The sequence below is a fragment of the Bacteroidales bacterium genome (assembly GCA_035342335.1).
Classification (GTDB): Bacteria; Bacteroidota; Bacteroidia; order Bacteroidales; family JAGONC01; genus JAGONC01.
Genome location: DAOQWY010000034.1, coordinates 24,733 through 30,732 on the forward strand (window position 1 = coordinate 24,733; position 6,000 = coordinate 30,732).

Consider the following 6,000-nt stretch of genomic DNA (forward strand, 5'->3'; position numbering starts at 1 on the left):
GGTCAACTGAATTTTATTCCGAAACAGACAGGAATGGATACCGATCAAAATAATTTTCTTGATCACATCACCCAGGGTGAGTACAAATACGGTTTTGTGACCGACATTGAAACGGAAACGGCACCAAAGGGATTGAATGAAGACACCATTCGTTTTATTTCGGCCAAAAAAGGCGAACCCGAATTTCTGCTGGATTTTCGTTTGACGGCTTACCGGGAGTGGCTCAAGATGAAGGAGCCCCGCTGGGCGCATCTCCACTACCCCGGGATTGATTACCAGGATATTCATTATTATGCTGCACCCAGGAAAAAGCCTGAATTAAGCAGCCTCGACGAAGTGGATCCGGAACTGGTGAAGACCTTTGAAAAATTAGGGATCTCGCTGGAAGAGCAGAAGCGGCTGACCGGCGTTGCCGTGGATGCCGTTTTTGACAGTGTCTCAGTGAAAACGACCTTTTCCGATACGCTCGAGAAACTGGGTATCATCTTCTGCTCCTTCAGTGAAGCGGTTCAAAAACATCCGGATCTGGTCAGGCAATATATGGGATCGGTCGTTCCTTTAAACGATAATTATTTCGCCGCATTGAATTCCGCGGTATTCAGCGATGGTTCTTTTTGTTACATACCCAAAGGTGTGCGATGCCCCATCGAATTGTCCACCTATTTCAGGATCAATGCCGCCAAGTATGGTCAGTTTGAACGAACTCTGCTGATTGCCGATGAAGGGAGTTATGTAAGCTACATGGAGGGATGCACGGCGCCCATGCGCGATGAGAACCAGCTTCACGCCGCCGTGGTGGAGATCGTGGCGATGAAAGATGCGGAAGTGAAATACTCCACCGTTCAAAACTGGTACCCGGGCGACAAAGAGGGGAAAGGGGGCATCTACAATTTTGTCACCAAGAGGGGCATGTGTAAGGGAAGCCACTCCAGGATATCGTGGACGCAGGTTGAAACCGGATCTGCCATCACCTGGAAATATCCCAGCGTTATCCTGCTGGGAGATCATTCAACCGGAGAATTCTATTCGGTAGCCGTCACCAATCATTATCAACAGGCAGATACCGGCACCAAGATGATCCATATTGGTTCAAATACGCGAAGCACGATCATTTCCAAGGGAATTTCGGCCGGCAGGAGCAACAACAGCTATCGCGGACTGGTCAAGATCATCAAAAGAGCTCAAAACGCCAGGAACTACAGCCAGTGCGACTCACTTTTGCTGGGCGACCAATGCGGAGCCCACACCTTCCCTTACATCAATGTGGAAAATAAATCTTCGATCGTTGAACACGAAGCAACGACATCAAAAATTTCTGATGATCAGTTGTTTTACTGCCAGCAGAGGGGGATCGGCACCGAAAATGCCGTGGGGCTGATCGTCAACGGTTATGCAAAAGAAGTGCTGAAACATCTCCCCCTTGAATTTGCCGTCGAAGCACAAAAACTCCTTTCCATCAGTCTAGAAGGGAGTGTCGGATAATACGAACAACCATTTTTCAATCTGTCAAGTTATGCTGATTATAAAGGATCTGAGCGTATCCATCAATGAAAAGGAGATCATTAACGGGCTGAACCTTGAGGTAAAGGCCGGGGAGGTCCATGCCATCATGGGCCCGAATGGTACGGGCAAAAGCACACTTGCCTGGGCAATTGCAGGGAACGAGGCCTACACCGTAACTGCAGGGTCGATGACGTACAAGGGACGCAATCTGCGGGAACTTTCTCCTGAGGAAAGGGCCTCGGAAGGTATCTTTCTGGGCTTTCAGTACCCGGTCGAAATCCCTGGCGTGAGCATGACGAATTTCATCCGGACTGCCATCAATGAGCAACGGAAATACAGGGGGCTTAATCCGATGCCGGCTCAGGAATTTCTCGCCAAAATGGAAGAGAACAAGAAGCTGGTGGGCATTGATTCCAAGCTGACCAACCGGTCGGTGAATGAAGGATTTTCAGGAGGAGAGAAGAAGAAAAACGAGATCTTTCAGATGGCCATGCTTGAGCCAACCCTGGCGATCCTGGATGAAACCGATTCAGGCCTTGACATCGATGCACTGAAAGTTGTCGCCAGCGGCGTGAACAAGTTGCGCTCCGGCGACAATGCCATTGTTGTGATCACACATTATCAGCGGTTGCTGGATTATATTGTGCCCGATTTCGTGCACGTTCTCTACAAGGGAAAAATCGTCAAGTCAGGAGGGAAAGAACTTGCCCTTGAATTGGAGGAAAAAGGCTACACCTGGCTGAAAAATTAATGGATATCCTGTAAATGGAACAGACAGTAACGACCATCACATTGAAAGAGCAACTGGCTGAGCGGTTCCAGCGGTATTTCAAGGCCATTTCACGGAATGACACTCCCTTACTGACCCGTATCCGGGAGGAAGCCTTCCGGAATTTCATGGAATGGGGCTTCCCGGGTGATCAGCTGGAGCGCTGGCGGAATACGGACCTGCAAAAAACGCTTTCCGAGGAATATGATCAGCATTTTGATCCGCCTGCCGAAAACAGGGATGCTTCAAGTATGCTGCGCTGCGACATTCCGCAGTTTGACACCTTTCTGACGGCCCTGTACAACGGCTGGTATGCCTCCGAAAACGGCGCCTGGACCCGGCGACCCGATGGTGTCGTCATTGGCAGCCTGGTGCAGGCCTTGAAACACGTTCCCCGGCTGGTGGAGGAAAGCTATGCCCGCCTCAACCGCGTGGCAACCACTGGACTTGACGCCTTAAATACGGCCTTTGCGCAGGACGGGATCTTTATTTACGTACCGGATGACGTTCAGGTTACAAAGGCTATCCAGATGGTCAACATGATTGACCATCCCCGGAATCTTTTCCTTCAAAACCGCAACCTGATCATCCTGGGCAGTAACAGCCGGCTGACCCTTGTCCATTGCGATGATTCACTGAACCAGCAGAAAAGCTTTACCAACACGGTAACGGATGTCTTCCTGAATGATGGGGCCGGTCTGGAGCATTACAAGCTTCAAAACATCAACAACAACTCAACCGTAATCAATTCAACCCTGTTTCATCAGAAAAAGAACAGCCGGCTGTCGGCCCACGGAACTGTTCTGAACGGAGGTCTTATCCGCAATGACATTTATGTTGACCTTGACGGGGAAAACTGTGAGTCGAACGTCGCTGGCCTTTACCTGGTTGATAAAAACCAACACGTGGACAATCAGGTCCTGGTGAACCATTTAAAACCAGGGAGCACCAGCAATGAACTCTTCAAGGGCATCATCGACGACCAGGCCAGGGCTGTGTTCAACGGTCATGTACACGTTCACCGCGACGCTCAGAAGACCACGGCTTACCAGAGCAATAAGAATCTGTTACTGACCGACAAGGCAACCGTCAATACCAAACCCTTCCTGGAGATCTATGCTGACGATGTCAAATGCAGTCACGGGGCCACCGTGGGTCAGCTTGATCCGGATGCACTGTTTTATATCCGGTCAAGAGGCATATCGTACGACAATGCACGTTTATTATTGATGTATGCTTTTGCGGCGGAGGTGATCAATAAAATAACGATCGAACCGCTTCGTTTAAGGATCGATGATCTTGTCAAAAAACGCCTTCGCGGTGAACTGTCCATCTGCGACCAGTGCGTGCTGAATTGCAGAACCAGGGAAAATACCGTTTCTTTCGATATCGATATGAGTAAAATATGATCCACTGCTAAAAACTGGCTGTTTTGCAATTCAATGTCGAAAAAATAAGAGCTGATTTTCCAATCCTTCGCCAGCGTGTTTTCAACAAACCGCTGGTTTATCTTGATAATGCGGCCACAACGCAGAAACCGATGGTTGTCATCGATGCCATCACGGATTATTACCTGACCATCAACAGCAACATTCACCGCGGGGTCCACTTTCTCAGCCAGCAGGCAACGGCTTCTTTTGAAGAAACCCGCGGACTGGTCAAAGAGTTCATTCACGCCCGCCACGCACACGAAGTGATCTTCACAAAAGGTACGACCGAATCGATCAACCTGATAGCCAGTAGTTTTGGGAAGGCTTTTGTCGGGCCGGGCGATGAAATCGTCATCAGCGCCATGGAGCACCATGCCAATATCCTTCCCTGGCAACTGATGTGTGAGGAAAAAGGTGCCATTCTGCGGGTGATTCCGTTTGATCCAACGGGTGAGCTGCTTCAGGAATCCTACCGGAACCTGCTGAATGAGAAGACCAGGCTGGTGGCGCTTACGCACGTTTCAAACGTGTTGGGTACGATCAACCCGGTGAAGGAAATGATCAGGATTGCCCACGATCAGAACATTCCTGTCCTGATGGACGGTGCCCAGGCAGTGCCTCATCTTCAGGTGAATGTGTGCGACCTGGATTGCGATTTTTATTGTTTTTCAGCCCATAAAATGTACGGTCCGATGGGCGTCGGCATCCTATACGGAAAAGAGGAGTGGCTGGAGAAATTACCTCCTTACCAGAGCGGGGGAGAGATGATCAGCAATGTGACCTTCGAAAAATCTTCCTTTGGGGAACTTCCGTATAAATTTGAAGCCGGAACGCCAAATGTTGCTGACATCCTTGGTTTTAAAGCCACACTGATCTACCTCGATCAGATCGGATACAAACAGGTTGTTGCTTATGAGAACGACCTGATGGCTTATGCTCTGAAAAGGCTGAAGACTATCCCTGAAATTAAAGTGATTGGTGAAAGTGCGAACCGGGCAGGAGTCATCTCCTTCCTGGCAGGAAACATCCATCCGTATGATGCAGGCTCGGTGCTTGATAAGCTTGGATTTGCCGTAAGAACCGGACACCACTGTGCACAGCCTGTGATGGACATATACGGCATTCCCGGTACGATAAGGATATCGTTCGGATTTTACAACAGGAAGGACGAAATAGACGCTTTGACTGTAGCCCTAAGCAAAGTCATTGAAATGTTTCGGTGAAACGATGGGTTGGAATCAAGTAATGTACCCTACCCCTGCACGGGGGAGGGGTGCAGGGGATAAATTCCCCTGGGCTTGCCCGGGGGTAAATCCTGACAATGAAAGTACACGTATGACCATTCAGGAAATAGAAGCACAGATTGTAGGTGAGTTCAGCCAGTTTGATGACTGGCTCGACCGGTATAATTACCTGATCGAGATGGGAAAGTTGATGCCGCTGATCGATCCCGGGTTGAAAACAGATCACTATCTGATCAGTGGATGCCAGTCGCGTGTATGGTTGCATGCCCGCCAGGAGGACAACAGGTTGTATTTTACCGCAGACAGCGATGCCGTGATCACCAGGGGGATCATCAGCCTGTTGATCAGGGTCTTAAATGGTCAACCTACCTGTGACATCCTTCAGGCACCCCTGGAGTTCATTGACAGCATAGGACTCAGAGAGCATCTGAGCCCGACCAGGGCGAATGGATTGTTATCGATGATCAAACAAATAAAGTTATATGCACTGGCGTTTCAGACAAAAAGCAGGAAAGTTGAATCCGACTCCGCTGAGCAATGAGGAAAAAGCAGTGATCGAACAGCTGATCATCCGTGAACTGAAAACGGTTTTTGATCCGGAGATCCCGGTGAACATCTATGATCTGGGCCTGGTGTACGATATTCTGGTGGATGACAAGCGGACTGTTTATATCAAGATGACCCTGACAGCTCCCAGTTGCCCGGTGGCAGAATCCCTGCCGGTGGAAGTTTCGGAAAGAATCCGGAAACTGGATTCCGTTTCCGGGGTGAAGGTCGAAGTGGTGTTTGATCCCCCGTGGTCAAGGGACATGATCTCCCAGGAAGGACTGCTGGAGATGGGGTTTTTGTGATGAGGTAGCCATTGGTGGTCATTAAGTAGTCATTAAGTAGTCATTAAATAGTCATTAAATAGTCATTAAATAGTCATTAAATAGTCATTAAATAGTCATTAAGTAGTCATTAAATAGTCATTGATAGTCATTATGGTAATAATAGGCGACGAATGACAACGAATGACAACGAATGACAACGAATGACAACGAATGACAACGAA

Annotated in this window: 6 protein-coding genes; all 6 read left to right on the forward strand. The window is 48.9% G+C overall.

Going from position 1 to position 6,000, the window contains the following annotated elements:
• Positions 1-33: 33 nt before the first annotated feature.
• The 6 genes from sufB (at position 34) to PKI34_12680 (ending at position 5,797) form a co-directional block, all read left to right on the forward strand.
• A complete protein-coding gene (sufB, locus tag PKI34_12655; GenBank protein HNS18660.1) occupies positions 34-1,482 on the forward strand; it encodes a Fe-S cluster assembly protein SufB in 1,449 nt (482 codons plus the stop codon).
• Between the two features lie 31 nt (positions 1,483-1,513).
• Positions 1,514-2,254: a Fe-S cluster assembly ATPase SufC gene (gene sufC / locus PKI34_12660; protein ID HNS18661.1), complete on the forward strand. Its 741-nt coding sequence runs from the start codon at positions 1,514-1,516 to the stop codon at positions 2,252-2,254.
• A gap of 14 nt (positions 2,255-2,268) precedes the next feature.
• Positions 2,269-3,681: a Fe-S cluster assembly protein SufD gene (gene sufD / locus PKI34_12665; GenBank protein ID HNS18662.1), complete on the forward strand. Its 1,413-nt coding sequence runs from the start codon at positions 2,269-2,271 to the stop codon at positions 3,679-3,681.
• 23 nt (positions 3,682-3,704) lie between these two features.
• Positions 3,705-4,925: a cysteine desulfurase gene (locus PKI34_12670; protein HNS18663.1), complete on the forward strand. Its 1,221-nt coding sequence runs from the start codon at positions 3,705-3,707 to the stop codon at positions 4,923-4,925.
• A gap of 112 nt (positions 4,926-5,037) precedes the next feature.
• A complete protein-coding gene (locus PKI34_12675) occupies positions 5,038-5,487 on the forward strand; it encodes a SufE family protein (protein HNS18664.1) in 450 nt (149 codons plus the stop codon).
• Positions 5,462-5,797 (forward strand): iron-sulfur cluster assembly protein, encoded by a 336-nt coding sequence (locus PKI34_12680; protein ID HNS18665.1) that lies wholly within the window; start codon positions 5,462-5,464, stop codon positions 5,795-5,797. The genes PKI34_12675 and PKI34_12680 overlap by 26 nt, the downstream gene beginning before the upstream one ends.
• Positions 5,798-6,000: the final 203 nt, after the last annotated feature.

Coding starts and splice junctions, on each gene's coding strand:
- sufB (HNS18660.1), top strand. CDS start 34: ATGGATACCGATCAAAATAATTTTCTTGATCACATCACCCAGGGTGAG.
- sufC (HNS18661.1), top strand. CDS start 1,514: ATGCTGATTATAAAGGATCTGAGCGTATCCATCAATGAAAAGGAGATC.
- sufD (HNS18662.1), top strand. CDS start 2,269: ATGGAACAGACAGTAACGACCATCACATTGAAAGAGCAACTGGCTGAG.
- PKI34_12675 (HNS18664.1), top strand. CDS start 5,038: ATGACCATTCAGGAAATAGAAGCACAGATTGTAGGTGAGTTCAGCCAG.